We start from the raw sequence: 23,086 nt of genomic DNA, 5'->3' as shown, positions 1-23,086 counted from the left end.
GTCTCCCGTGTTACCTGAAAGGGACTCGATTTTAGTTCCGAGTATCTGAAAGGTTCAGGAGGCAACCTCATGAAAGATCCATCGAACAACGACAGCTTCCCCATCCACCCCACGGGTCCTGACGGTCTTCTCTTCGAGGGACCCGCGTACCGCTACACCTTCGTCTCCCCGCTGCTGGATGCGCCTGACCCCATGGCCATCGCCCGACGCACTCCCGTGAAGGGGGAGGGTGCTGCGTGCCGCGTCATCCTCAAGCGGGTGCAGATGCCCCCGGAGGACGAGCGCCGCCAGCGAGCGGTGGAGGAGGTTCGGCTCGCCACCCGTCTGCGTCACCCCGGCATCGTCCAGGTGTACGGGCTGGAGGACTACCAGGGTGTGCCCTACGTGGTGATGGAGCACACGGAGGGTGTCTTCCTGGCGACGGCCATGGAGACGGCGTTGCTGCTGGGCAGGACGCTCACACCCGCCCATGCCGTCTTCATCGCCGCCGAGGTGGCCGACGCGCTCCACTACGCCTGGAACAGCCAGGGTGAGGACGGCCGACCGCTGCACCTCGTCCACCGGGCCGTGAGTCCTACGAGCATCCGGCTGGAGTTCAGCGGCAGGGTGACGCTCACCGACTTCGGCGTGGCGTACTCGCGGATGGTGGGCCGGTTGGACACGCCCTCCAAGGTGCTGCGTGCGGAACTGGCCTATGCCGCCCCCGAGGTGATGCGCCGCCAGAAGCCGGATGGGCGAGCGGACCTCTACTCGCTGGGCATGGTGCTGCTGGAAATGCTGTCGGGGCAGTACCCGCTGGATCCGCCGGACGTGAACGTGCCTTACAGCGGGTCCTCGGAGGTGAGCCGGTACAACGCCCGCGTCCGTCCCGAGCGGCCCTCCTGGACGAGCCCGGGGGAGTTGGCCAACCGCATCCTGAGCTTCGGCCCCGATGACGTGGAGCGGGTGGCCGCCCAGGTGCCCGAGCCGCTCAAGTGCATCCTCCACAAGGCCCTGCACGCCCACCCGGACGACCGCTACCAGACCGCCGGTGAGATGCGGGACGAGCTGCGCGCGTGGCTCAACGGCCAGGGCCAACGATTCGGACTCTCCGAGGCGGAGGCGGAGCTGGGAGCCCTCCTGCGCGAGAAACCTCCACCCCAGGAGACGCACGCATTCCCCATCGAGAAGGGCGTGCTGCCCACCCCCGAGGAGGAAGCCACAGCCGAGGAGGAAGCCACCGAGGAAGAGACGAAGGATCGGAGTGAGTGACCATGAAGAAGAACACCCATCTGACGAAGAAGAAGATGACCGGTTACCTGGGAGAAGTGCTGCGAGAGGCCCGGCTCAAGGCCGAACTCACCCAGGCGGACGTGGCCGAGCGCGTGGGCATGGCCACCGAGGTGTACGGGCGGATAGAGCGGGGCAACCTGACGCCCAGCGTCCCCAGTCTGCGACGGCTGTGCGTGGCGCTCCGGGTGGACGCCAACGCCGTCCTGAACCTCACTGGCTACGAGGCGGCGACCTGGTTGCAGGAGTCCGAGCCCACCCCGGAGGAATCGCCACAACTGCGCCGCCTGCTGCGCACCCTGCGCCAGTTGGATGACAAGCAGCTCTCCGCTGTCGGCTACATGGCACGCAGCCTCGTGTCGCCCGAGGCCGGTTAGCTCTCGTCCGAGAGGTGGGTGTCGGCTGTCTCCAGCAGCTTGCGCAAGAGCGCCAACCTCTCCGGCGGCCATCCCTGCAAGATGTGGATGATGCGGCTCAGCTCAGGGTGCTCGCCGGCCCCGGGCGGAGGAGCTGGTGCCGTCTCCTCGCGGGCCTGGGCACCTAGGGACAGGAGCACGTCCGAGGAGATGCCCAGGGTCTCGCACATGCGGCGCAACGTGGGGACGCTGGGCGTCATCATCCCGCGCTCCACCCGGCCGTAGACGCCGGACTTCAAGCGCACCTTCTTGGCCACCTCCGCCTGCGTGAGCCCCAGCCGCAGGCGAGCAGCCCGGGCCGCGTCCCCCAGGATGCGTTGCAGCTTCTCGTCCATGTAGTGCGTCTACCAGAACCGGGCATTGAGCGGCTGTTCGTCAGCAAGAAGACGCCTAGCCGTCTTCTTGAGCGCGTCATGTCATGGGGTTAAGGACTCAGAAATGGCTCGGTCATCCCACTCTGGGGTATGTCACTTGTGCGGTAAGGAGGGGCCACTCACCTTCGAGCACGTTCCCCCAAGGGCCGCCTTCAACAACAGGCCGATCGTCCTGAGCACCTTCGAGGCGCTGATGGGGCTGGACCTGGAGGCCCCCATCAAGGGGCGCACTCAGCAGCGCGGGTCCGGTGATTTCACGCTCTGCCAGCCCTGCAATAACCAGACTGGCCTCTGGTACGGAAATGCCTTCGTGCATTGGACCTACCAGGGGATGCGCATCCTTCTAGCCGCCAAGGGCGAGCCCCGGCTCGTCTACCCCATTCACGCAATGCCCCTGAAGGTTCTCAAGCAAGTTGTCACCATGTTCATGTCGGTGAACGCCCCTTCCTTCCAGGCAGGTCACCCAGAACTTGTGCGCTTCGTGTTGAACCGGCAGGCCCGTTACCTACCTCCGAAGTACCGATTTTTCGTCTACTTCAATCTCTCCGCGCGGTTTCGGCATCTCGGCCTGTCGGGCATCATCCGGTTCGGAGGGGAGGATGTCTCACTCAGCGAGATTTCGTTCGCACCGTTCGGGTACGTGATGACCATCGATTCCCCGCCTCCAGACGAGAGGCTGTGCGAGATCACCCACTTCGCCCGGTATGGGGCGCAGGAGTTCACAGATGTGAACTTGGCCATCCAGGCGCTTCCCATCGTCACCCCCATGGTCGGGGACTACAGGAGCGTCAAGGAGGTGCGCGCTACCGAAGAGGAGAATCTCCAGTACATGCGCGAGGCCAACCTGCGACGGCAGCAGGACTCGAACAAGAAGGGATGAACCCCCTCAGTAACGGATAGGAGGCCACATGGCCGACGACACGCAGCCCCCCAGGTACGACATGAAGCCCGCGCAAGAACTGCTTACCCGCATCCGGCATCAGCTCCGCCCCGATAAGGAGCGCGTCAACGCGGCCGGTAACGAGCTGTTGGATGCGCTACTCAAGCTCGGGGCCGATGGTATCCCCATCACCATCGTCTCCGGTCCAGATACGACCGGGGAGTACCGGCGCGTGATGATCAAGGTTCCACAGCGTCACGCCGAGGTTGTCATCAGCTACGATCGGAACGACCACACCTTCTCCGTATGGCGGCAGGGGAGGCATGAGGATGTACCACTCGAATACGACCCGGTTCGAGACGCCTACGTCCCCTCTGCGGATGTGCAACAGAAGGCAGAGCGCGAGCTGACCGCTCTTGAGGTGCTTATCCAGACTGCTTGGGACTTCATGGCCAAGGAATCGAACCAACGCTGACACGCGTCCCTCAACAGAGGCTGTTCGAGCACCGTCAGAGAGCGGTCTCCATAGAGCGGTAGGCGAGCTTCATCGCAAGGTGGGAACCTTCGTTGGGACGGCGTGCGTCGCGTAGAAGCGCCGCGTGGTGGTCGGGCTCTTGTGGTTGAGGAAGGCCGCCACGGAGGCAGGGTCCGCGCCCTTCTCGATGGCCCAGGTGGCGACGGAATGCCGGAACCGTCCCGGGGTGAAGGGCGGGATGCCCGCCGCCTTACAGGCTCCCTTGATTGCGAGGCCGTACTTCTCGAAGCTGAGCGAGCCCCGTTCCAGCAGCCGCTTCCCGGCCTCCAGCACCTCGGTGGACACGGCGGTGCGCAACGGCACGCCGCTCTTGGTTTGCGGACACACCAGCACGCCCGCGATCCCCTCGGCCTCGCCCCGGTACGGTTCCACGCTGCCCATCCTGGCGAAGCGCACCAGCTCCGAGACGTGCCAGCCGGTGCCCGCCTGCACGTCCATCCCGTCGCGCCAGTGAGGCGCAAGGTACTCGTGGGCGAGGAGGTAGTGCTCCCGGGGAATCACCTTGGTCCGTTTCCACTGCTCGGGCCTGGCCTGGGGCACGGTGAGCCGCCCGAAGGTCGGATCCTCGGCCACCGAGAGGACGTGCTTCACCTTGCGCAACCAGGAGTAGACCCGCTTGAGGACCGCGATCCGATGACCCCGGGCCTTCGCCCCCTCCAGGGCGGGGAGGATGTCATCGAGGAGCGTGAGCTTCCGCAGGTCCCGGCCCTTGAGCTGGTCGGCCCACCACGCGAGATAGCCCTGCTGCTTCTTCACCCAGGTGGAGCTGTTCTTGTCCACGTCGCGCGAGTAGGCGAGGAATTCAGCCGCGAGCGGCGCGTCGAGGTGGATGGGCGCTTCGTGGGACGAGCCTGCCGGGTTGTAGTGGTCCGGGTCGGTCTCGAACCGCTTGAGCTGCTCCATGGCCGCCCGGAGCGTGGTTGCCCGCGTGCTGACCTTGTAGCTGCGCCCGTTGATCATCCGGCGGATGACGTAGACCTTGCGACCCCTGGAGTCGTGGCGGATGAACCCACCCTCCCACGTCTCCGCGTAGTCCTGGCTCTTGCCCGTGCTCTCACCCATGCGCCCGCGCCCTCCATAGGGAAGAACGTCGGGGGGGTTGCCCGTATTTTGCCCACGGGCAGGGGAGGGCAAATGATAAGGGCCTTGAACTTTCGTCCAAGGCCCTGAAATTACTGATGAATCTTGCTCCCCGACGAGGACTCGAACCTCGGACCTAGTGATTAACAGTCACCCGCTCTACCGGCTGAGCTATCGGGGAATATGTCCGCTGCGCGTTGGCCGGTGTGGACCGCCGCGACAACGAGGTGCTTTCTAAAGAACGGAGTCCGTCCTGTCAACAACCCGTTTTGACCCACTCTCCCGGCTTCGCTCGGTCCCCTGGTCGGCGCTCGATGGAATCGCCCCCATCGCCGCCCAGGCCCTCTCCCTCATCCTCTCCGGCAGCCCCGCGGAACGGGTGCTCGACCGCACCCTCCGCGCCCACCGCGACCTCTCCCGCGAGCAGCGTCAGGCCCTCGCCGAGGCCCTCTTCAACGTCGGCCTCTGGCGCCGTCGGCTCGGCTTCCTCCTCGGCAATCCGGACGCCACCCCCTCCGCCCTCCTCTTCGCCTTCCTCCATGGGCTCGCCGGTGTGCCCTCCGAGGAGGCCGCCCGGTTCTCCGGTGTCGGGGCGCCGCTGCCCCTCTTCTCCGAGGAGCCCCCGTCCCTGGCCCTCCGGTACTCGCTGCCCGACTGGCTCGCCGAGCACTTCTCCCGCGAGCTCGGCCCCGCCGCAGACGACTTCTGCGCCCACCTCAACGTCCCCGGTCCCATCACGCTCCGGGTCAATCCGCTGCGTACCTCGCGTGAAGCCCTGGCGGAACGTTTGCGCTCCGAGGGTGTCGAGACCCGGCCCGGTGCGTTCAGCCCCCTCGCGCTCCACGTCGTGGGCCCCAGGCCCAACCTCTATGGGCTCGATTCGCTCCGGGAGGGCCTCTTCGAGGTCCAGGACGAGGGCAGTCAGCTGCTCGGCCTGCTCGTCGAGGCTCGCCCCGGGGAGAGCGTGCTCGACCTGTGCGCCGGCGCCGGAGGCAAGACGCTCCAGCTCTCCGCCGCCATGGAGAACCGGGGCAAGCTCCTCTCGTACGACCCGGATGCCGGGCGGCTCGACCGGCTCCTGCAGCGGTGCTCCCGGGCCGGGGTTTCGAACGTCCAGGTGCTCCGCGCGCCCCCGGAGGGGATGCTCGTGGATCGGGTGCTCGTGGATGCCCCGTGCTCGGAGCTGGGCTCCCTGCGCCGTGGGCCCGATGCGCGCTTCCGCCTCGAGCCCTCGTCCCTGTCCGAGCTGCCTCGAGTGCAACGCGACATCCTCGCGCGCGCGGGCCGCCTCGTGCGTCCGGGGGGCCGCGTGGTCTACGCGACCTGTACCCTCAACCGCGCGGAGAACGAGGAGGTGGTCCTCGGGTTTCTACGTGAGGCTCCCGGGTTCCGGCTCGTGCCTCCCGGGGCGGGGTGGTTGGACCCCTCCTGTGTCCGCGAGGGTTTTCTGTTCTGTGCTCCCCATTCGCACGGGACCGATGGGTTCTTCGCCGCCGTGTTGGAGCGGGCGAACGGGTAGGGGAGCGGTAGACCCTCACCCCGGCCCTCTCCCAAAGGGAGAGGGGGCGTCCCGGCCTTCTCCCCGGGGGCGGGGGGAGGTTGTCCCTCGGACATGGCGTGCTCGTAGCCCGAGACATGCGCGCCCCCGGTGCTATGAAGGCGCCCGTGCGTTGGCTCAAGCCCCCCTTGCTGCGTCCTCGCGACACCGTCCACATCGTCGCCCCCGCCGGTCCCTTCGACCCGCCTACCTTCGAGGTCGGTCTCGGCGTCATCGCTCAGCGCTACTCCCCCGTCTACCAGCCGGACCTGTACGAGGCCTGGCGTTACCTCGCCGGTCCTGATTCCCGCCGGGCCGCGGAGCTGATCCGGGCCCTCACCGACTCCAACGCCCGTGCCATCTTCTGCGCCCGCGGCGGTTACGGCGTCATGCGCCTGCTGCCCTCGCTCCCGCTCGCGGACATGGTCCCCACGGCCTTCGTCGGCTTCTCCGACCTCACCGCCCTGCATCTGCCCCTCCAGGGGCTCGGCCGCGTCACCATCCACGGGCCCGTCGTCACCCACCTGGGCAAGCAGCCTCCCGAGGTCCAGGAGTACCTCTTCCGGTTGCTCGAGTCCCCCGAGCCCCCGCCGTCCCTCGAGGGCAAGGCCTCCTACGTCCCCGGTGTCGCCGAGGGCCGTCTGTTCGGCGGAAACCTCTCCGTGCTCTCCCGGCTGTTGGGCACCCCCTACATGCCGCCGCTCGACGGGACCATCCTCCTGCTCGAGGACGTGGGTGAGGCCCCCTACCGGATCGACCGCATCTGGACGCACATGCGGCTGGCGGGCGTGTTCGACAAGGTGCGCGGCATCGTGCTCGGCGACTTCACCGAGTGCGAGCTGCGGAACGCTCCCTACAGTTCCGAGGACGTCCTCCGCTCGCTCGCCGAGGAGACGGGCCTGCCGTGTGCCGCTGGCTTCCCCATCGGCCACGGCATTCCGAACTACCCCGTCGCCCTCGGCACCCAGGTGCGGTTGGATGCCGGCGTGGCCCGCCTCACCTTCCTGGAAGGAGCGGTGCAGGCATGAGCAGCCACCCCATCGCCAACCTCCAGGAGGTCCTCCAGGAGTCCGTCACCTTCGGCATCTTCCCGGCCGCCCAGGCCGTGGTGATGCACCGGGGCGTCCAGGTCTTCGGCGGGGTGGCGGGCAACGTCACGGGAGACACCCGCTTCGACCTGGCCTCCGTCACCAAGGTGCTCTGCACCACCGCGCTCTTCCTGCGCTTCTGGACCGAGGGCAAGGTCGGTCCCGAGACGCCCGTGGCCCGCTTCTTCCCGGGCTCGCCCGTGGGGGACGCGGGCGCCACGGTGGCGGATCTGCTCTACCACCGCTCGGGCCTGCCGCCCTTCGTGCCCTTCTTCGCCCAGGCGCTCACCGCCCACCCGGAGTTGCTCGAGCCGGCCTGCTCGCCGGCCACCCGCGCCCGCGTCCGTGACGAGGTCCTCCAGGCCGCCGCGGCCACGCCCCTGGCGGCCCCGCTGCGCACCCGGACCGCCTACAGCGACGTGGGTTTCATCCTGCTCGGGGAGATCCTCTCCCGCGTGGGGGGAGCCTCCCTGGACGTCCTCTTCTCGCGCCATGTCGCCGAGCCGCTCGGCCTGTCCGCGCGCTTCCACCGGCTCACCGATTTCCCCGCCGAGGGCCTCGTCGCGCCCACCGGAGCCACCCGCCCGCGCGAGCCCGCTCCCGGCCAGGAGGGCATGTGGGGTGAGCTTCCCTCGCGTCCCTCCGTGCCCGGCGAGGTGGATGATGACAACGCCTGGGTGATGGACGGGGTGAGCGGCCATGCGGGCCTCTTCGGCACCGCGGTGGACGTGGCCCGTTTCGGCCAGGCCATCCTCGCCGGGTGCTCGGGAGATCCCACGCTCGCGCCCGCGCCCCTGTGGTACCGCGCGCTGGCGAATGATCCCCTCGTGGAGGGCAGCACGCGCTCCATGGGCTTCGACACGCCTTCCCAGGGCCTGTCCAGCGCGGGCCACTTCATCGGGGATACGGCTCCGGGCGCGGTGGGCCACCTCGGCTTCACCGGCACCAGCCTCTGGGTGGATCTGCGCCGCTCCCTCGTGGTGGCGCTCGTCACCAACCGCGTGGCCCATGGCCGCAAGGAAGTCCGCATCCGTGAATTCCGTCCCGTCTTCCACGACCTCGTCGTGGAAGCACTCGGCCTCAACGACCTGACCCCGAAAGCACATGGCTGACGACAACGGCAACGTCCTCGAAACCATCACTCCCGGCGCCGTGCGCCGCATCCACCTCGTCGGCGTGGCCGGCACCGGCATGGGCTCGTTCGCCGGCATGCTCAAGGCCGCGGGCTATGACGTCACCGGCAGCGACGAGAACGTCTACCCGCCCATGAGCGACATGCTCCGCGCGTGGGGCATCCAGGCGCTCACGCCCTACAGCCCGGACAACCTCGACACGGCGAAGCCGGACCTCGTCATCATCGGCAACGTCATCCGCCGGGTGAACCCCGAGGCCACCGCCGTGCGCGAGCGCCGCGTTCCGCAGATGAGCTTCCCGGCCGCGCTGGGCTCGCTCTTCCTGGACCGGGCGCACTCCGTCGTGGTGGCCGGGACGCACGGCAAGACGACCACGTCCTCGCTGATGGCGCACGTGCTCGTGGCGGCGGGGAAGGATCCGTCCTTCCTGGTGGGCGGTGTCACGCAGAACTACTCGGGCAACTACCGGGTGGGGAAGGGGCCGCACTTCGTCGTCGAGGGTGACGAGTACGACACGGCCTACTGGGACAAGGGCTCCAAGTTCCTCCACTACCGGCCGAAGACGGCCATCCTCACCAGCGTGGAGTTCGACCACGCGGACATCTTCCGGGACTTGCCGCACTACGAGTCCACGTTCGACAAGTTCGTCCGGCTGATTCCGAAGGACGGGCGGCTGGTGGTGTGCGCGGCGTACCCCAACGCGGTGAAGCTCGCGCAGGCGTGCCCGGGCCAGGTGGTGACGTACGTGGCGAAGGAGGGCGCGCCGGCGGACTTCACCCCGCGCAACGTGCGTTTCGGCCCCGAGGGCGCGCGCTTCGAGGTGGTGGAGCGCGGCACGGTGCTGGGGAGCGTGCTGCTGCCGCTCTCGGGCATGCACAACGTGGAGAACACGCTGAGTGTCATCGCCGCGGCGCGGGGGCTGGGCCTGTCCTTCGAGGAGATTGCCCAGGGGCTGGCCAGCTTCCAGGGCGTGAAGCGGCGCCAGGAGGTGCGCGCGGAGGTGGGCGGCATCATGGTGGTGGACGACTTCGCGCACCACCCCACGGCGGTGCGGGAGACGATCGCCGCCATCCGCCACCGTTACCCGGAGCGCCGGCTGTGGGCCATCTTCGAGCCGCGCTCGAACACCAGCCGCCGCAACATCCACCAGGAGGACTACGCCCACGCCTTCACGGGTGCCAACCGGGCCAGCCTCAAGGTGCCCGAGCGTCACGACAAGGTGCCCGTGGACGAGGAGCTGAACGTGCCTCGCGTCACCGAGGCGTTGAAGTCCCAGGGGATTGACGCGGACTCGGCCACGGACGTGCCCTCGCTCGTCGAGCGCGTGGCGCGCGAGTCCAAGCCCGGGGACGTGCTGCTCGTCATGAGCAACGGCGCCTTCGGGGGATTCATCGACAAGTTGCTCGTCGCGCTGCGGGCCCGCTTCGGGGAAAAATGAGCCCCATGCGCTCCTTCCGCCTCGTCCTCGCCGCGCTCGCCCTGTCCGGGTGCGCGCGGAACATGCCGTCCCTCACCGCTCCCGGGCTGGCCGCCAGCTCGACGGCGCTGGAGTCCTCCACGGCCATGCCGCTGGACTTCACCGTCAAGCGCTACCCGGGCGGTGAGTCCCACGCCATCTCCAGCGACCGGGGCAGCGTGGTGCTGCTCGACGTGTGGGCCACCTGGTGCGAGCCCTGCAAGGACGCGCTGCCGATGTACCAGGATCTGGCGAAGCACTACGCCGCGCGAGGCCTGAAGGTGTACGCGCTCAACGTGGACGAGGACACCCGCGCCGTGGCTCCGTTCCTCGAGGAGACGAAGGTGACGCTGCCCGTGCTCCTGGATGCCAATGCCGAGGTGTCGGAGAAGGTGCTGCGCGTGCGCGGCATGCCCACCACGGTGCTGCTGGATAGGCAGGGCCGGGTGCGCTACGTGCACGAGGGCTTCGCCGCGGAGTACCTGAGCAAGTACCAGGCGGAGATCGAGGAGTTGCTCGCCGAGCCCGCGAAGTAGACGAAGGAGGAGCCGCCATGTCCGACGAGTCGCCCGCCACGCTGCGCCGTATCGCCGAGGAGGGAGCCCGGCTCGCCGGCAAGGTGCTCTCCGAGCGTTTCCTGGGCGAGCGGACCATCGAGTACAAGGGCGGCATCGACACCGACCTGGTCACCGACGCGGACCGGGCGGCCGAGGCGGCGGTGCTCGGCTTCATCCGCCAGCGCTACCCGGGCCACGCGATTCTGGCCGAGGAGAGTGGGGTTTCGCAGGGGACGGGGTTGCGCTGGGTGGTGGACCCGCTGGATGGGACGACCAACTACGCGCACCGGGTGCCGCACTTTTGCGTGAGCGTGGGGGTGGAGGGGCCGGGCGGGGTGCTGGCTGGAGCCATCTACAACCCCATGCTGGACGAGCTCTTCTCCGCCGCGCGAGGGCAGGGGGCCACGCTCAATGGGCGGCCCTTGAAGGCCTCGGGGTGCACGGAGCTGTCGCACGCGCTGTTGTGCACGGGTTTTCCGTATGACGTGCACCAGAAGCCCGAGGGCCCCATGGGGCTGTTGCGGCGCTTCATCGTCCGGGCGCAGGGCATCCGCCGTACGGGCAGCGCCGCGCTGGACCTGGCCTATGTGGCGGCCGGACGCTTCGATGGGTTCTTCGAGTTCGGCCTCAAGCCCTGGGACGTGGCGGCGGGCTCGTTGCTGGTGCAGGAGGCGGGTGGGGCGATGGTGCGCATCGACGGGGCCCCGTTCCAGGTAGGAGTGGGGGACGTGCTCGCGTGCGCGCCCGGTCTGGCGGATGCGCTGATTGCCGAGAGCAAGGGGTTCCTCGCGGACCTTGGCTGGATGCCTCCAGCCCCGCGCGTCTGAGCCAGTTGAGGCAAGTGGTCGAAGATATCCCCTCTCCCCTCGGGAGAGGGACGGGGTGAGGGTATCTGTCCCCGTTCTCCAGCCCGCGGCCCCCAGTGTGGACAACGGGTTCAACCCGGGATGCGTGGCACCCTCACCCCGTCCCTCTCCCGGAGGGCGAGGGGAAATGGGCACGGTCGTGGCTGGAGGCGCTGAGGCTCTTTAGAAGAAACTCTCCGGCACGTAGACGATGTCACCGGGCCGCAGGGCGAAGTTCTTCTCCGCGCCGTCGCGGATGTCCTTCACCGGCACGCGGATCTTCATCTGCTGTCCCGCGTCCTGCCTCGCCACCTGTGTTCCGTTGGGCGAGGCCAGCTTCGTGAAGCCCCCCGCCATCGTCACTGCCTCGATGATGGTCATGCCCTCCTCGTAGGAGAACGTGCCCGGCTTCTGCACCTCGCCGAAGACGAAGACCTTCTTCGAGTTGTACTCGCGGATGGCGACGGACACCTCGGGGTGGCGCAGGTAGCGGGCGAGGCAGTCGCGCAGCGCGTCCGCGGCGGTGCCCGAGGTCCGTCCCGCCAGATGCACCTTGCCGCACAGCGGGTAATCGATGGTGCCCTCGGGGGACACGGCCCACACGCCCGAGTGGTCCGGCTCCTGGAAGACGCGCACGTCCACCAGGTCTCCCGGCCCGAGCGTCCGCTGGGTCTCGGAGACCGCGGAGGCGGGAGTCGCGGGCAGCGCCGAGGCGTCGATCGCCTGGGTGGGAGCGGTGGTGCGGCACGCGGTCACCGCACCGAGCAGCAGCACGAAGAGGAAGGAGGAGCGCATCACGGAGGGCCGTCTCAGTACGACACGGTCATCCGAACATACCCTTCGTGGCGCGAGTAGTTGATGCCCGCGCCCGGGGCCGTCGACGTCCGTGTATTGAGCAGGTAGCCAGCCCCGCCGACGAGCCACTTCTCGAACTGGTACTGGGGGCCCACGTCCAGCTTGAAGAGGGTGTCGCGCCGGTCCCCCTCGAAGCGCAGGAAGTCCATGGCGCTGGCGGCCCGCAGGGTGAGCCGCCCGCCGAGCAGGGCCTGTCCCTCCAGGTACCCACGGTCATCCCGGAACTGGCCGAAGGCCGCCACGGGCTCGAGGGTCCGCGCATAGCCGGCCTTCACGGTCGTGGTCGGGCTCACCAGGTAGGTGCCCTCCACCTGGGAGATCAGCGTGCCCCCCGAGGCGCCCTGGAAGTCCTGGCCCCAGCCCAGCGTGGCCGTGACGGCGATCTTCGGCGTCACCAGGCCCGCCAGACCCGCCTTGCCCCGCATCAGCAGGGCGTTGGGGCTGCCGCCGCGGCTGTAGGTGCGCAGGTTGAGGTCCACATCCGCCACCACTGCCGTCTTCGGCAGGAAGCGCCAGCGGCCCTCGACGCCCAACCGCAGATCGTCGTAGTCGAAGCGGTTCACCAGGGCCGGGTCGCACTCGGGGCCGTCGCAGCCAACCGGGACCAGGGCGCCCATGGGATGGAAGCGCTCCAGCGCCCACCCCACCTGGGGCACCACCTCGAGGGCTCCACCTCCGGGCCGCAGCGGCACGCGCAGCTTCAGCTCGTTGTAGAGCGACAGCACGCCCGCGCCAATCGCCGCGCTGCGCGTCCGGTCCGAGCGCTGGAGGGTGTCCACCAGCTCCACCCCCACCTGCGCCTCCTTGTTGAAGGCGACATTCAGGTCCACCAGCGCCTGCACGTGCGAGGTGTTGGTCGAGCCGGGGGTGAAGAGGCCGGTGTAGTGGACGTAGTCGGCGTAGCCCTTCAGCTGCACGTCCACCTTCTTGCCGGGCAGGTCCAGTCTCAGCCCGGGCCGGATGTGCAGCAGGGCCTCCCCGGACAGCTGGTCCGACACCACGGCGGGATCCGTGTTGCCCGGGGGCGGGAAGTAGCCGGCGGCGCTGTCGTAACGCGTCTCGAAGTCGAAGGTGGCGTGCAGCCTGCCATCGCCCACCTTGAGGCCGTTGCCACCCGGCGGAGCCTGGCCAGACGCGGGCCATGCCGCCACCATGGCCAGCAGGCACCAGGCCCTCCACTTGTTGGCAGGCTGCGTCATGAAACGGTCAACACCCCGGGCTCCCGGTCATAGCACGCGCATCGTCCGTGCTCGAAATGACTTGGTTTTCTCCCCAACGGCCACGGCCGGCCGGGGAGCGGGGGGACAACCCGGTGCGATCATTGCACCGCGCTGGCGGGCGGCGGACGGACGACGATCCCCTCCACGGGGGCCGGCTGGGTGGGGTCTCCCCCGGGCAGGTTCGAGGGCTCCTCCACCTCCACGGCCATGTTCTCGTCCGCTTGGAATGCCAGCTGCCCGATGCACTTCTCCACCTCGGTGCGCAGCTGGGCCACCTTCTGCTGGGCGATCATCACCTTGGTGTACTCGTGTGCACTGGAGGTGGGGTCCCGGGTGGACACGGCCTCCTGGAGCGACACGTCCGACTGCTCGGAGATGCGCAGCAGACCTTTGATCTGCGTGAGCTTCTCGTTGACGCAGTTGAGCTTCACCACGTCCTTGGCGCGCCGGGCCTCCTCCAGCTTGGCCAGCACGTCCCGGAGCACCTCGCGCATGGAGCCGATCGCCTTGCTGCTGCGCTCGAGCTTCTGCGTGTCCGGCACGTCGCTGGCCTTCTCCGCCGACAGGGCCACGGGGGCCGGGGGCGGACGGGGGGCCGTCTGTGCCAGGGCGAGCCCACTGGCGAGCACCATCACCAGCACTCCGACGTAACGCATGTCCTCTCCAGGCCCGCGGTGCATGCCCCCGACGCTAGAGAGGCGGGCGGGGGGTGTCAACGCGCGGGGACGCTCAGGCCTGCCTGGCCGTGAGCCGGGCGTTGGCCTCGCGCACCCGGGCCGACAGGATGCGCGCGATGTTGATGACGACGAAGGTGAAGCCGTCGCGGTGCGTCTGACGGAAGGTGGCCAGGTGCTGGGTGGTGAGCCGCAGCAGCACCGCCTCCGTGCGCGCCCGCACCGTGGCCGAGCGGTACTCCTTGTCGATGAGGCTCATCTCCCCGAAGAAGTCCGGGGCGGTGAGCACCGTGAGGGGCCGGGGGACTCCGCCGCTGTCGCGCCGCACCACCTCCACCTCCCCGCGGACGATGACATAGAGGCTGTCGCCCAGCGCGCCCTCCTCGAAGACGGGCTCCCCGGCCTCGTAACGCTGTTGCTCGGCCAGCTCGGCCAGGTAGGCGAGCTCCGTGCTGGAGAGCATCTCGAACAGCGGTGAGGATGAAATGACGGCCAGCTTCTCCATGACCCCGACCCCCCGGGATGCAGGTTGCTGGCTCCAGTCTACCCCGCCGGGGTGAAGACGAACGGGTAGGCCACCGGGACTTCGTCATCTGGTTTGAAGGGGAACACCCAGCCGCGCACCACTGTCCGGATACAACTGCCCACCGCGTCGCTGCCCAGGGTGTTTTCCTCGATTTCGATGTCCCCGGTGCGGCCGGAGGGAAGGATATTGAAGCGCACCATCACCTTGCCCTTGAGGCTGGGGTTGCGCTTGAGCTCCTTCTCGTAGCAGCCCTGGATGGCCTTGAGGCGGGTCTTGATGTAGCGGGCGAGCGCCTCGCGATCCACGTCGGAGCTGTCCACCTCGGGGGTGGCGGCGGAGACGCGGCCGGAGATCTCCACCTCCTTCTTGGAGCCGAGGTCCACCTTGCCGCCGCCGCTGGTGCCGAGGTCTCCGATGCCGGCCACCTTGCCGGAGCCACCGCCGCGAGGGCCGTTGGCGCCCACGGAGGCCTCGGTGGCGATGCCCACGCCGCCCGCGCCGGCCAGCGCCTGGGCGATGTCCCCGCCACCGGTGCTGCCGCCGAGCACGTCCGAGAACGCGCCTCCGCCACCGCCCGAGGAGCCGAGAATCTTGAGCAGGCCCTTGCCGGCGACCTTCTTGGCCACCGCGGCGCGCCGGGCGGCGGCCTCCTCGGGGCTGGCGGGCTTGGATGCACTGTCCGAGGCGGGCTTGTCGTCCGCGTCGTTCGCCTTGGGCTTGTCCTTCTCGGTGTCGGCGGCGGCCTGGGCCGTGTCGGTGGACGGCTTCTTGGGCTCCTCCACCTTGGGAGGCATGAGCACCCGGGCGAAGCGGTCATCCAACTGGTCCAGCTCCAGCTCGGGCTCGGGGGGAGGCTCGGAGGAGATGATGAGGGCGGCGCCGGAGAAGTGGAGCAGCAGCGAGGCGGCCAGGATGCCGAAGAACATCCGGTCCATGCTCCGCCACGAGCCGCCCTGGAGATCCGGCGGGAGCCGGGGTGCCTCGGAGGGGTGTGGGGGCTGGATGAACTGGAAGAAGAGGCGGAGGCCCTCGTCGAGCTCCACCACGCCGCGGGCGCTCTCCTGCAGGGGCAGGACGTACTGCATGCCCCGCTCCATGGCCATGCCCTGCGTGCGCAGGGTGTGGAAGTCCACGTCCGAGGAGCCGAGGTTCACCCGGCCCTGCATGTCGTCGGTGAAGACGAGGTTGTACTGGCTGGCGCGGTACTCGAAGACGGGGAAGCTGGCGGGCAGCTCTGGCAGCGGCAGGACGAGGGAGTTCTTCGGATCCTGGCCGATGGTGAAGTCACCGGGCTTGTGGAGGTGGCGCTCCTCGAGGACGCGGGTGCCCTGGAGGAGGCCCACGCGGAGGATCCGGTTCTGCGGCGAGGGGGGAGCCATGGTCTTCTCGGAGCCCTTCCTACCCTAGAAGGGTTCCTTCTCCACGCTCTTGACGACCTTGGGCGTGAAGCTCTCGGCCTTGTTGAGCTCGTCGAAATTCAGGTTGGAGCGCTGGAGGATGTAGAAGGCCTGGGGCTTCTGGATGTTGCCCTCGACGGTGATGGCGTCCAGGCGGATGACCTTGCGCTTCTTGCCGTCCTTCTGGGAGGCGTCCTTCTGGGAAGCGGAGCCCTGGGACGGAGGGGGCGTGGTGCTGGACGCGGCGGTGTCCTGGGCGGACGCGGGCGCGGCGGCGAGCAGCAACACGAGGGCGATGGCGGGGCGCATGGGCGGGCTCACTTCTTCTCCTCGGCGACTCTACCCGAGGTGGGAGACTCGCCGGAAGCAGGGGGCTCGGCCTGTTGGGCCTTGCGCAACTGCTCGCGTTTCTCGCGCTCGCGGCGGCGCTCCTCCTTCTCGATGCCCTTTTTGGCGTCCTTGACGTAGTCGTCCGTGCGCTCGTCGCGGCCGCCCCGGGAGCGGTACTGCTCGAAGAAGGACAGGCAGGTCTGCAGCCGTTCGAGCGTGTCCAGCTCCTTGGGCTCGGCGTCGAGGTGGAGGATGGCGAGGTTGAAGTAGGTGTCGGGCAGGGCCGGAGCGAGGCGGAGCACCTGTTGGTACTCGGCGAGGGCGCGGGCGAAGTCTCCCTGGCCGCGCCAGGCGTTGCCGAGGTTGAGGCGGGCGGAGACGAAGCCGGGGGCGGCCTGGACGGCGGCCTCCAGCTCGACGGCGGCGGCGGCGTGGTCCTGGGCCTCGTTGAGGAGGGCGCCGAGGTTGTTGCGGGCCTCGGCGAAGTCCGGCTTGAGCTCGGAGGCCTTCTTGAAGGACTCGAGGGCGGTGGGCTTGGACCCGAGCGCGAGCAACACCAGCCCGAGGGCGTTGTGGGTGGCGGCCTCGTTGGGGGAGATGGTGCGGGCGTTCTCCAGCACCATGCGGGCCAGCTCGTACTTGCGCTCGCGGTAGTACACCTGGGAGAGCAACTGCATGGCGCGCACGTTGCGCTCCTCGGCCTTGAGGACGCGCTTGGCCTGGAGGGTGGCCGCGTCGAGCTTCTTCTGGCACAGCAGCGCCTGCACGAGCGCGATGCGGGGAGCGACGGCGTCTGGCTTCGCCTCGAGCAGCTCGCGCAACGAGGACTCGGCCTGGGAGGCCTTGCCGGTGCGGCATTGGAGGCGGGTGAGGTTGTCCCAGGCGGTCTGCTGGGCGGGTGCGAGCTCCAGGGCCTGGCGGTAGGAGCGCTCGGCCTCGTCGTTCTTGCCCAGGCGCTCCTGGGTGATGCCGAGGTTCGTCCACGCCGCGTCATCCTTGGGGCGGCGCTCGGTCTGGGCCTTGTAGCTGGACTCGGCGGCGGTCAGCTCACCGCGCTGAGCCACGGACGCCGCGTCCGCGGAGGGCGGAGCGAGGGCGGCCTTCTTCCCTGCGTCCGGCTCCTTCTGGGCGGGAGCCTTCGCGGTGTCCTGAGTGCCCGCGTCCGGAGTGGCGGCGATGGCTGTGGCGGCCGTGGCCTGCGGCTTGGGCGTGGTGGCGCACGCGGAGGCGAGCAGCAGCAGGCCGGGGACGAGCAGACGGCGAGGGCTCATGGGCCACCTCCGACGAGGCCCTCGGGGTAGAGCTGGTCCGAGGAGATGGCGTCCTTGGGCTCCTTGAGCACCGGGTACTCCTTGGGCCGGAAGCGGTGGAGCGACTCGAGGGTCTTCTTGGTCCACTCGTTGGAGATGCGGTTCTTGCGCGCCTCCTGGAGGGTGGCGGCGTAGCTCTCGACGGCGGCGTCCTCGAGCGTGGCGGTCTGCTGGGCGAGCAGGTCCTGGTAGGCCACCACGGCCTCCTCGCCGAGCCGCTTCACGTCGGGAGGAACGGGGGTCTCGATGATGGTGTTGGCGAAGCGCTCCAGGGCGTAGCCGCGGCGGTAGAGGGCGGCGAGCGTCCACTCCAGGCGCTTGTAGGGGAAGACGCGGGCGTAGGCGTCGTTGACGGACTTCACGCCATTGCGCTTGGCGGTGAAGCTACGCTCGAGCGCCTTGCCCTTGCCGCCGATCTTGAGCTTGTCGAAGCTCCGGAACCCGGCCTCGGCGAGCTGGAAGCGGCTGAAGGCGGCGGCATCCGCGGCACGGGGCTGGGCCTCGGGCTGGAGCTTGCGGCGGTCGAACTCATCGGCGGCGGCCGTGTAGGCGCGCAGGGCCTCCTTCTCGTTCTTGAGCTTCGCCCACGCATCGCCGATGCGGCGCTTCGCCTCCACCACGAGCTCCACCTGGGCGGGCTGGGAGGAGAACTTGCGCACGAAGGACTCCAGCGCGCGGATTTCGCCCTTCCAGTCCTCGCGCTTCTCGAGGATGAGGGCGGCGCGGAACTGGTTGCGAGGCGCGTCCTCGGCGGTGGGGAAGAGCTCGGCGTAGCGCTGGAAGGCGGCGGCGGCCTCGGCGTAGCGCTGCTGGCCCTCGAGCAGGGTGGCGGCGTTGAAGAGGGCGGCCTCGCGGTCCTTGGAAGCGGGGTAGTCCTTCACCAGCTTCTGGTAGCTCTCCACGGCCTTGTCGAAGTCGTAGGAGTTCTGCGCGTTGACGGCCACGCGGAAGAGGGCGCCATCGGCCAGGGGCGAGGAGGGGTACTCGCGGAAGATGCGCTCGTAGAGCTTGAGGGCAGAGTCGAAGCGCTGCGTCTTCTCGTAGGCCACGGCGGCGTTGTTGAGGGCCTTGTCGGCGAACTCGTGGCGGGGCGCCTCGTTGACGAGCTCGATGTACTTGGCGGCGGCCTCCTCGTACTTGCCTTCCGCGAGGAGCTGATCGGCGAGCTTGAAGCGGCCGGCGAGCTTGAAGCGGACCAGGTCCTTGTGGAGATCGCTCTTGGGGTCGATGACGTCCTTGTTGGAGGCGAGCTGGCCGCTGACCTCCTCGACGCTCTTCCAGTCCTGACTGATGAGGAAGGTCTCCACGATGAGGTTGGTGGAGAAGCGGGCCACCTCGTGCTGGGGGTACGCCTTGACGATGGCCTCGAAGCGGCGGCGGGCCTCGGGGAAGTCGTCGTGGGCGTAGTACAGCTCGGCGGCCTTGTAGGCGATGCCCGGGGAGCGCTCGCTCTGGGGGAGCTTCGCCACATGGGCGTCCGAGGCGGCCACGAGCTTCGCCTCCAGCGCGGTGAGGGGCGAGGGTTTGATGGGCTGCCCCTCGAGTCGCTCGCTGGAGCGCAGCGGGGTCGAGGCGGGCTGCTTGCCGGCCTTGATGTCCACCTCGAGCTGCTTCTGCCAGGAGAGCACGGCGCTGAAGGCGGACTCGGCGAAGTACTTGTTTCCCAGGGTGGAGTCGCGCGCCCGCTCGTAGTGCTTGGCGGCCTCGCCGAACTGCAGCGAGTTGTAGAGACACTCGGCGGCGTAGAACTCGAGCTCGTAGGAGTTCTTGCTGCGCGGGAAGCGCTCCAGGTACTTGGAGTAGCCGGAGGCGGCGAGCTCGAAGCTGGCCTTGGCCTGGTCGAACTTGCCCTCCTGCTTGAACACGAGGGCCTGCTGGTGGTGGTAGATGGCGCTGGAGTAGAGGTTCTTCTCGGTGAGGTCGTCGGCGGTGGCCAGCACGTCGGGGTCGCGCTGGTGGGCCTGGTACCACTGGGAGCCGGGCGAGTAGAGCTCGGAGAGCTTCTGGGCCTCGGCGGAGGACTCGGTCAGCTTGCGGTCCCGCTCGTACGCCTGGACGATCTTCTGCTGGAGCAGGGGCGCGTCTGGTGAGAGCGGAGCCTTCTGCAGCACCAGCGTGTAGGCCTCGATGGCCGCCGTGTGGTTTGTCTGGTCGAAGAAGACGTCGCCGAGGCGGCGGTACACCTCGGGCTCGTAGGGGCGGGGGCCGATCCTCGCGAAGTACGCCTTGGCCTTGTCGAGGCCGCCCCAGGTGTCATCGGAGAAGGAGATGGCGGTGTACTGGAGGGCCTCGTTGCGCAGGTCACCGCTGCCGGCCTCGTCGCCCCGGGTGGCGCGCCAGGACTCGTAGAGGTCCACGAGGGTGATGAACCGGTCGACGGCTTCGTCGTAGCGGTCCATGCGGTAGTACGTCCACCCGAGCTTGTAGAGGGCCTTGTCGTAGAGCGGGTGTGCCGTGTCGCGGATGGCGGCCTCGTAGGCCTGGGCGGCCTTGGTGAGGGCGTCGGGATCGCTGTACGCGTCGAAGTAGTACTCGCCGATGCGCACCCACGCCTCGGTGGCGAAGCGGCTGGTGGGGTAGCGGGTGATGAGTTCCTGGTAGGAGGCGAGGCCCTCCTCGAAGGCGTTCTGCTTCTCCAGGCAGTAGCCGAGCAGGTACTGCGCGCCGTCGTTGAGCCGGTAGTCCGGGAAGCGCGAGAGGAGCTGCCGGTAGAGCGAGATGGACGGGTTGAAATCCGGCTGCGGCTCGGGAGGGAGCTCGGCGCCCTCGGGGAGGGTGCGCAGCTTCTCCTCCTGCTCGCGCATGGCCACGAGGTGCGTGTCGCTGGAGCGCTCGTAGTACAGCTCCGCCAGGCGGAACATGACGTCCGGGGTGTAGCGGGGCTCGTCGGGGTAGCGCTGGAGGAACTCCTCGAAGCGCGCGATGGCATCCAGCCGCTCCTGACGCTCCTGGCTCTCCATGCTGGAGATGGCCTTCTCGTACGACGCCCCCAGCCCGTCGCGCCTGTCCCGATACTTCTTCTCGATGAGGCGCTGGATCTCCTGCTTGTACTCGCGGGATTCCTCCTCGTAGCGCTGGACGGCCTCGCTCAGCTCCTCCAGCAGCTTCTCCTGCTCGGGCGTGCGGCCGAGCCCCGAGAAGCGCGAGGCGGCTGGCCTCGGACGTGCCTCGTCCTGCGCGGTGGCGCGCACGGAGGTCAGCGTCAGCAGGGCGAGCAGCAGGGGGCGGCGCATCTAGTTCTCGTCCTTGAGGACTTCCTCGAACTCCTTCTCGAGGTCGCGCAGATCCTTGTCCTTCTGCGCGGAGAGCTTCTGGATCTCCGTCGTCTTGTCCTGCTTGCGCGTGAAAGCGACGTCCACCAGTCCCACGTCCGCCTTGAGGACGAGGTCGTAGAACTGCTTGCGCACCTTCTGGATGCTCTCGAAGGCGATGCGGCCCACCAGGTTGCGCGCGTCGCCAGTCACGCTGGCCACTTCCTGGTGGTAGTCCTGGAGCAACTGCTGCTCGGCCAGCACCTTGCCCTTGATGGCCGCGCCGCGCCGCTCCACCTGGGCGCGCAGCACCTGCCGGGCCGTGTCCACCCGGGCGCGCAGGAGCTCCGAGCGCCGGCGCGTCTCGTGCGTCCGGGCCACCAGCGCCGCGTCCTCTCCGGACAGCCGCTGCTCGGCGGCGGCCATCAGGGCATGCTCGTGATGGAGGGCCTCGCGGTACTGCATGCGCAGGAGGTCCTCACCCGAAACGAAGGCACTCGCGGACGCACGCTCGTCCGCCAGACTCGAGCGCAGCAGCTTCAGCCTGGCCTCGAGCGCCTCCACCGTTTGCTCCTCGGTGTGCAGCTGGGCGAGGAACGCCTGCTCGTCCTCGGGCGTGCTGGTGCGCTCGGCGCGCGTATCGTCCAACCGCTTGCGCACCGCGGAGGAGGTGGCCTTCATGCTCTGCAGCTCGAAGCTCAACTGGAACGCGCCGCGGTCCAGCTCGTCCACCCTGGCCTGCATCCGCTCCCGCCGCGCCTCCAGCTCCTGAGGCGTGGTGGGCAGGGTGGCCAGCCGCGCGCCCAGGGCCTCGCGCTCGCGGCGCACACCTTCCAGCGCGGTGAGCTCCTCGGGCCGCAGCCGGCCCCGCAGCACGTCCCCCTCCACCTGCACCAGGTACTGCTCCGTGCGCACCAGTGCGCTGTCCACCGCGTCCGCCCGCTGGTAGCCCTCCTGCAGCTCGGGGAACACCTGGAGGCCGCGCTCGTCCAGGGCCCGGAGGATTCGGGTGGCGATGGCCTTCGATTCGTCCACGCCCTCGCGGCTGCTGTCGAGGTCCTGCTGCATCGCCACCGCCTTCGTCACCTCTTCCTGGGTGGTGGCGAACTGGAGCGCCATCGGCGGCAGCAGCGTGGTGACGTCCAGGGTGCCCTCGTTGCGCGCCAGCAGCTTGTCGAAATACGCGACGGGGTCCTGGTTCGTCTTCAGCAGTGCGTCCAACTGATCCCGCACCGGCTTGTAGGTGCCGACGACCTCCTCGTACGTGGCGGTGGCCTCGTCGTACTTGTGCAGCTTGAGCTGCAGGTGCCCCTGGAGCAGGCGCGCATCGGGGGCGATGGGGGCCTCGGGTCCCACCAGCAGGAGGATGTCCGTGGCGTTCTTCGCCTGCTCGAAGTCCCCCTTCTTCACGTGCACCCAGGCCATTTCATAGAGCGAATCCACGAAGGACTCGCTCCCGCGCGGAATCCGCGCGTACTGGTCGAGCGCCTCGTCCAGGCGTCCCAGCTCGTAGAGCAGCCGCCCCAGTGACAGGCTCGCCAGCTCCTTGAGCCGCTGAATCTCCGGCTCTTGTGCCTCCTCGGCGGCCAGGGGGCGGAACTGTTCCACGGCTCCCGCGTAGTCACCCGCCTGCACGGACAGCACTCCGAGGAAGTACGCGCTCTGTCTCTGGAAGCGTCCGCCGGCGGTGGTGGCCAGGGGCTGGAAGGCCGCGCGGGTGCGCTGGCGCCGCTCCGCTTCCGGCAGGTCCGTCCGCTTGAAGAGCCACTTGGCGTAGACGTACTCGAGCTCCGGGGGGAGCTGGCCTCCCGACAGGCGCCGTGCCCGCTCCATGTACTCGTCGATGCCGGAGAGCTGGTTGAGCCGGCCGGCGATCTCCAGGTAGCGCGCGAGCGCGTCCCGGTAGTGTTTCGTGTCGCTCCGCGTGAGCAGCTCGCGCAGGTAGATGCGTGCGCCCACGTAGTTCTTCTGCCGGTAGAGCGAGTCCCCCAGGTAGAAGAGCGCGTCCGGGTAGCGCCCCTGCGCGCGGAATCCCGGGTCGCCCACCAGATCATAGAAGAGCACCGACGCCGCGGCCCAGTCCTCCAGCAGGTACTGAATCTCTCCATCGGAGAAGCGGCGCAGCAGCAGCTCGTCCTCGCCGGGCTCGGGGCGCTGGGTGAACTGCGTCTCGACGAAGCGGAGGTCCTTCTCGGCGGCCTCGAGCCGCACGGACACCTGCTCCAGCCGCGAGGCCAGCTCCTGAGCGGTTGGCGGCGGGGCAGGGGCTTCGGCGGCGCGCGCGGAGCCGGGTGCCACGAGCGTGGCCGCCGTGAGCAGCAAGGCGTGGAGGCGCGACGTGCTCAAGGCCGGC

General features: G+C 68.8%; 21 protein-coding genes and 1 tRNA gene. 10 read left to right on the top strand and 12 right to left on the bottom strand.

Features of this window, described 5'->3' with window-relative positions; all coding sequences use genetic code 11:
- Positions 1–69: 69 nt before the first annotated feature.
- Both BO221_RS51275 and BO221_RS51270 read left to right on the top strand, forming a co-directional pair.
- Positions 70–1,251 (top strand): serine/threonine-protein kinase, encoded by a 1,182-nt coding sequence (locus BO221_RS51275; protein WP_073568261.1) that lies wholly within the window; start codon positions 70–72, stop codon positions 1,249–1,251.
- Between the two features lie 2 nt (positions 1,252–1,253).
- Positions 1,254–1,646 (top strand): helix-turn-helix transcriptional regulator, encoded by a 393-nt coding sequence (locus BO221_RS51270; RefSeq protein WP_073568260.1) that lies wholly within the window; start codon positions 1,254–1,256, stop codon positions 1,644–1,646.
- Here the strand turns inward: BO221_RS51270 and BO221_RS51265 are convergent.
- Positions 1,643–2,020, bottom strand: coding sequence for a helix-turn-helix domain-containing protein (locus tag BO221_RS51265; RefSeq protein ID WP_073568259.1), 378 nt, complete (start codon positions 2,018–2,020; stop codon positions 1,643–1,645). The two genes, BO221_RS51270 and BO221_RS51265, sit on opposite strands and share 4 nt — an antisense overlap.
- A 136-nt stretch (positions 2,021–2,156) precedes the next feature.
- On the opposite strand from BO221_RS51265, the gene BO221_RS51260 reads away from it, so the two are divergent.
- A complete protein-coding gene (locus BO221_RS51260; protein WP_073568258.1) occupies positions 2,157–2,939 on the top strand; it encodes a hypothetical protein in 783 nt (260 codons plus the stop codon).
- A 28-nt stretch (positions 2,940–2,967) separates the two neighbouring features.
- Positions 2,968–3,414 (top strand): hypothetical protein, encoded by a 447-nt coding sequence (locus BO221_RS51255; RefSeq protein WP_073568257.1) that lies wholly within the window; start codon positions 2,968–2,970, stop codon positions 3,412–3,414.
- A 69-nt stretch (positions 3,415–3,483) separates the two neighbouring features.
- On the opposite strand, the gene BO221_RS51250 is transcribed toward BO221_RS51255, so the two are convergent.
- Both BO221_RS51250 and BO221_RS51245 read right to left on the bottom strand, forming a co-directional pair.
- Entirely contained in the window at positions 3,484–4,536 is a 1,053-nt protein-coding gene (locus BO221_RS51250; RefSeq protein WP_073568256.1) for a tyrosine-type recombinase/integrase, read from the bottom strand.
- 126 nt (positions 4,537–4,662) lie between these two features.
- Positions 4,663–4,735, bottom strand: a tRNA-Asn gene (locus BO221_RS51245).
- A gap of 198 nt (positions 4,736–4,933) precedes the next feature.
- Here BO221_RS51245 and BO221_RS51240 point away from each other — a divergent pair.
- The 6 genes from BO221_RS51240 (at position 4,934) to BO221_RS51215 (ending at position 11,152) form a co-directional block, all read left to right on the top strand.
- Positions 4,934–6,073, top strand: a complete 1,140-nt coding sequence (locus BO221_RS51240) for an RsmB/NOP family class I SAM-dependent RNA methyltransferase (RefSeq protein ID WP_369866326.1) — start codon at positions 4,934–4,936, stop codon at positions 6,071–6,073.
- Positions 6,074–6,207: 134 nt separating this feature from the next.
- Positions 6,208–7,119 (top strand): LD-carboxypeptidase, encoded by a 912-nt coding sequence (locus tag BO221_RS51235; RefSeq protein ID WP_073568254.1) that lies wholly within the window; start codon positions 6,208–6,210, stop codon positions 7,117–7,119.
- Positions 7,116–8,291 carry a serine hydrolase gene (locus BO221_RS51230; RefSeq protein WP_073568253.1) on the top strand — a complete coding sequence of 392 codons (1,176 nt, stop codon included), beginning with the start codon at positions 7,116–7,118 and terminating at the stop codon, positions 8,289–8,291. The genes BO221_RS51235 and BO221_RS51230 overlap by 4 nt, the downstream gene beginning before the upstream one ends.
- A complete protein-coding gene (gene mpl, locus BO221_RS51225) occupies positions 8,284–9,750 on the top strand; it encodes a UDP-N-acetylmuramate:L-alanyl-gamma-D-glutamyl-meso-diaminopimelate ligase (RefSeq protein WP_073568252.1) in 1,467 nt (488 codons plus the stop codon). Before BO221_RS51230 ends, mpl begins: the two co-directional genes overlap by 8 nt.
- Before the next feature lie 5 nt (positions 9,751–9,755).
- Positions 9,756–10,304: a TlpA disulfide reductase family protein gene (locus tag BO221_RS51220; RefSeq protein WP_073568251.1), complete on the top strand. Its 549-nt coding sequence runs from the start codon at positions 9,756–9,758 to the stop codon at positions 10,302–10,304.
- Positions 10,305–10,321: 17 nt separating this feature from the next.
- Complete coding sequence (locus BO221_RS51215; protein ID WP_073568250.1) at positions 10,322–11,152, top strand: inositol monophosphatase family protein; 831 nt, start codon at positions 10,322–10,324, stop codon at positions 11,150–11,152.
- A gap of 201 nt (positions 11,153–11,353) precedes the next feature.
- Here BO221_RS51215 and BO221_RS51210 read toward each other — a convergent pair whose 3' ends face one another.
- From BO221_RS51210 to BO221_RS51170, 9 genes are all read right to left on the bottom strand, one after another.
- Positions 11,354–11,965, bottom strand: coding sequence for a polysaccharide biosynthesis/export family protein (locus BO221_RS51210; protein ID WP_073568249.1), 612 nt, complete (start codon positions 11,963–11,965; stop codon positions 11,354–11,356).
- A gap of 14 nt (positions 11,966–11,979) precedes the next feature.
- Entirely contained in the window at positions 11,980–13,224 is a 1,245-nt protein-coding gene (locus tag BO221_RS51205) for an outer membrane beta-barrel protein (protein ID WP_073568248.1), read from the bottom strand.
- A 119-nt stretch (positions 13,225–13,343) separates the two neighbouring features.
- Positions 13,344–13,901 carry a hypothetical protein gene (locus BO221_RS51200; protein ID WP_143196177.1) on the bottom strand — a complete coding sequence of 186 codons (558 nt, stop codon included), beginning with the start codon at positions 13,899–13,901 and terminating at the stop codon, positions 13,344–13,346.
- A 73-nt stretch (positions 13,902–13,974) separates the two neighbouring features.
- Positions 13,975–14,424, bottom strand: a complete 450-nt coding sequence (locus BO221_RS51195) for a cyclic nucleotide-binding domain-containing protein (protein ID WP_073568246.1) — start codon at positions 14,422–14,424, stop codon at positions 13,975–13,977.
- A 38-nt stretch (positions 14,425–14,462) separates the two neighbouring features.
- Positions 14,463–15,824, bottom strand: coding sequence for an AgmX/PglI C-terminal domain-containing protein (locus BO221_RS51190; RefSeq protein ID WP_073568245.1), 1,362 nt, complete (start codon positions 15,822–15,824; stop codon positions 14,463–14,465).
- Positions 15,825–15,848: 24 nt separating this feature from the next.
- Positions 15,849–16,163 (bottom strand): hypothetical protein, encoded by a 315-nt coding sequence (locus BO221_RS51185; RefSeq protein ID WP_369866324.1) that lies wholly within the window; start codon positions 16,161–16,163, stop codon positions 15,849–15,851.
- The gene (locus BO221_RS51180; protein ID WP_073568243.1) at positions 16,160–17,443 is read right to left on the bottom strand and encodes a lipopolysaccharide assembly protein LapB; all 1,284 of its coding nucleotides are present in this window, start codon (positions 17,441–17,443) and stop codon (positions 16,160–16,162) included. The genes BO221_RS51185 and BO221_RS51180 overlap by 4 nt, the downstream gene beginning before the upstream one ends.
- On the bottom strand, positions 17,440–20,715 hold the full coding sequence (locus BO221_RS51175; RefSeq protein WP_073568242.1) for a tetratricopeptide repeat protein: 3,276 nt from the start codon (positions 20,713–20,715) through the stop codon (positions 17,440–17,442). Before BO221_RS51175 ends, BO221_RS51180 begins: the two co-directional genes overlap by 4 nt.
- The gene (locus tag BO221_RS51170; RefSeq protein WP_073568241.1) at positions 20,716–23,079 is read right to left on the bottom strand and encodes a tetratricopeptide repeat protein; all 2,364 of its coding nucleotides are present in this window, start codon (positions 23,077–23,079) and stop codon (positions 20,716–20,718) included.
- Positions 23,080–23,086 lie beyond the last annotated feature (7 nt).

The sequence above is a fragment of the Archangium sp. Cb G35 genome (assembly GCF_001896145.1).
In the GTDB taxonomy this organism is placed as follows: domain Bacteria; phylum Myxococcota; class Myxococcia; order Myxococcales; family Myxococcaceae; genus Archangium; species Archangium violaceum.
Note: the sequence above shows the minus strand (reverse complement) of the source record. Positions and strands in the feature narration are given on the sequence as shown.